The sequence below is a fragment of the Streptomyces sp. NPDC088812 genome (assembly GCF_044750285.1).
Classification (GTDB): domain Bacteria; phylum Actinomycetota; class Actinomycetes; order Streptomycetales; family Streptomycetaceae; genus Streptomyces.
On the sequence record NZ_JBIVJP010000058.1, the window covers coordinates 1 to 2,252 of the forward strand.

The following is a 2,252-nucleotide window of genomic DNA, read 5'->3' on the forward strand; positions in this document are numbered from 1 at the left end:
CCATACGGCGGGTGCCTCGAGACCTCTGGACAGGGTGGCGGGGGTAACCGACGGGCACGCAGCGGGAAGCAGACGCCTCGACTCCCGGCAAGCTCTAGGAGAGGGGTGGCCATGGCAGACAAAGTACGAACACAAGTCCTCGAGCCAGCCCCCGGGCAGGCCAGTGCCCACACCCGCAGCCGTCAACGAGTAGGGGATGGGCACCATTGCGGCCGTGCAGCCTCAGTACCGGGTCACCTTAAGGGTGGTGTTCGCGCAGGACGCGGCCTTCTTCACCAGAAACGCCTTCTCCGTGGCATCAGCCTTCAACCCCCAGCGGATCTTCACCGCGGTCCAGTCAGCGATGTACTGGCACTGGTTCTTCGGCGGCAGCCACTGCTCCGGACCGCGGGCCTGCTTGGCCGAGTTCAACGCCGAGGTCTGCGCGTTCAGCGACCGGGCATCCCCCAAGTCGTTGTAGAACGCCACCCGCTTGGCCTTGGTCCAGTACCGGGCGCCCGAGCCCCACGCCTCATGCACGGGCACCATGTGATCGATCTGCACCGTCGAAGCAGACGTGTGCGTACGCAGATCCCAGCTGCTCACCAACTTGCCCGTGGCCACCGTGCACTTACGGGCCGTCGTGAACTTCGGGGTGGTCTTGGACTCTGCGATCAACACCTCTGCCCGCGTGTTCTGGCAGTCCCTGTTCGCATCCTTCCAGTCCCCGAACTGGGCGGCCCGGTCATAGCCGGCATTGTTCTCCGCCGCCACCGGCAACGACGCCACAGCCATGCGCAGCGGGGCTGAGTACGTGGTGCCGGCTGCCGCCGGGCCCGCACCCCCCAGGACAGCGGTGGCGACGAAAGCAGCAGCAGTGGCCAGAGAAGCCAAAGAGCGTCGTGACATGGGCGAGTTCCTTGCTCGAGCGGATGACGCGATGCGAAGTCGCATCGCAGCTGATCCTAAGCTCGCGGGAAGCCCCTGCTCGGCACGAGATCCCCGGTCCCTAGGATGGGCAGGATTAGCGCGGACAGCGCCCCATGCCACTTGGCCCAAAGAAAGAACACCCGTGTCTCGACTGACTGACCTGCTCGCCCAGGCCCGCAAGACCGACCCACAGCTGGCCGCAGACCTGGAAGCTGAGTTCCGCCAGCTCACCCAGCGCAGCCAGTTCGGTCTCGTGTTTGAGCGTCACCAGCCCGAAGCTGTGGAGCTGCCCGGCCGCCCCGTGCGCCGCGGAGACACCGTCCGCGTACTCCCCCCACGCGGGAGCCTCACCATCGGAGACACCCGACACTGGGTCGTCACCGACATCGAACGCACCCAAGACGGCAAGCAAGCCCACCTGACCGAAGCAGACGTCGACCCCGAGGTCCGCGAGCCAGCCACCTCAACGGCCGCACTCGAGGACCTGGTGGTCGTCGCCCGCTTCGAGGACCCGATCTACCCGGGCCTGGTCGAGACAGGCCGCGTCGAGAACGGCGGGCCGGACAAGCCGTTCCACACGGTCATCAACGCCGAGAACTTCCACGCTCTCGAGATGCTCACATACACCCACCGCCACAAGGTGGACTGCATCTACATTGACCCGCCCTACAACACCGGAGCGAAGGACTGGAAGTACAACAACGACTACGTCGAGGAAGACGACGACTACCGCCACTCCAAGTGGCTGTCCTTCATGGAACGCCGCCTCCAGGTTGCCCGTGAACTCCTGAACCCCCAAGACTCCGTCCTGATCGTCACCATCGACGAGAAGGAGTACCTACGGCTTGGGATGCTCCTGGAACAGACGTTTCCCGAGGCGCGCATTCAGATGGTTAGTACCCTCATCAACCCGAAGGGTTCTTCTCGGAGTGGGCAATTTGGACGTTCGGATGAATATATATTCTTTGTTGCATTGGGGGGAGCATCGCCTAGCCCCCAGCCGCTCACGAGCGAGTGGCAGGGGTCGCGGGCGACCACGACGGACAAGCTTCGATGGGTAAGCATGATCCGTTCTGGCACCGGAGTTTCCCGCCGCGACCGCCCAAGCATGTTCTACCCCGTGCTAATTAACGCGCATGACGGAGCCATTACCACCATTGGCGATCCGCTTCCCCTCGACTCGGATAGAGCCTCATACTCAGCGCCCCAGGGAACGGTCGCAGTGTGGCCGCTCCGTGACGATGGAACGGAGGGGCGCTGGCAGGTCGGTGCTGAGACTGCACGCCTCCTGCTCATGGAAGGGTTCCTGCGTTCCGGACGCCTCAAGGGCGATAGGACGGCTA

At 64.3% G+C, this 2,252-nt stretch carries 2 protein-coding genes; one reads left to right on the forward strand and one right to left on the reverse strand.

The genetic code is table 11. The features are described from left to right. Positions 1-222: 222 nt before the first annotated feature. Positions 223-888: an HNH endonuclease family protein gene (locus ACIP67_RS43110; protein ID WP_401700167.1), complete on the reverse strand. Its 666-nt coding sequence runs from the start codon at positions 886-888 to the stop codon at positions 223-225. 163 nt (positions 889-1,051) lie between these two features. Here ACIP67_RS43110 and ACIP67_RS43115 point away from each other — a divergent pair. Beyond that, positions 1,052-2,252 (forward strand): DNA methyltransferase (locus ACIP67_RS43115; protein ID WP_401700170.1); only part of this gene is annotated, 1,201 nt, incomplete at its 3' end.

What these genes read in the sequence shown, in the direction of transcription:
- ACIP67_RS43110 (WP_401700167.1), bottom strand. Translation starts at nt 888, where the DNA reads ATGTCACGACGCTCTTTGGCTTCTCTGGCCACTGCTGCTGCTTTCGTC.